This is a genomic window from Aquitalea sp. ASV15, assembly GCF_016429115.1.
Taxonomy (GTDB): domain Bacteria; phylum Pseudomonadota; class Gammaproteobacteria; order Burkholderiales; family Chromobacteriaceae; genus Aquitalea; species Aquitalea magnusonii.
Genome location: NZ_JAELTZ010000231.1, coordinates 1 through 300 on the forward strand (window position 1 = coordinate 1; position 300 = coordinate 300).

Annotated in this window: 1 protein-coding gene; it reads right to left on the bottom strand. The window is 68.3% G+C overall.

What is annotated here, in order from left to right:
* Positions 1–300: paraquat-inducible protein A (locus tag JHD64_RS22555; protein WP_199055799.1), on the bottom strand; the 300-nt coding region annotated here is incomplete at both ends.

The following is a 300-nucleotide window of genomic DNA, read 5'->3' on the forward strand; positions in this document are numbered from 1 at the left end:
CCCAGGGATGCAGGCTGCGCACCAGGCGCATCACCATGGCAAAGCCGGGTGGCGCATGGCCCAGCGACAGCGGCAGCAACAGATAGAGCAGGCAGAGCAGCTCCAGGCCGGGCAACAGCACGCCGGTAAGCAGGATGAGCAGCGCCACCGGCTGCATCTGCTGCTGGGCCAGTTGCCAGGCGGTGCCGAGCAAGGTGGTGGCGGTGCGCACGCCACCGGCCTCCAGGCCGACCACGGGAAAGACATTGGCCAGGATAAAGACCAGCAGTCCGGCCAGCACCAGTGGCAGGGAGGTGGCGG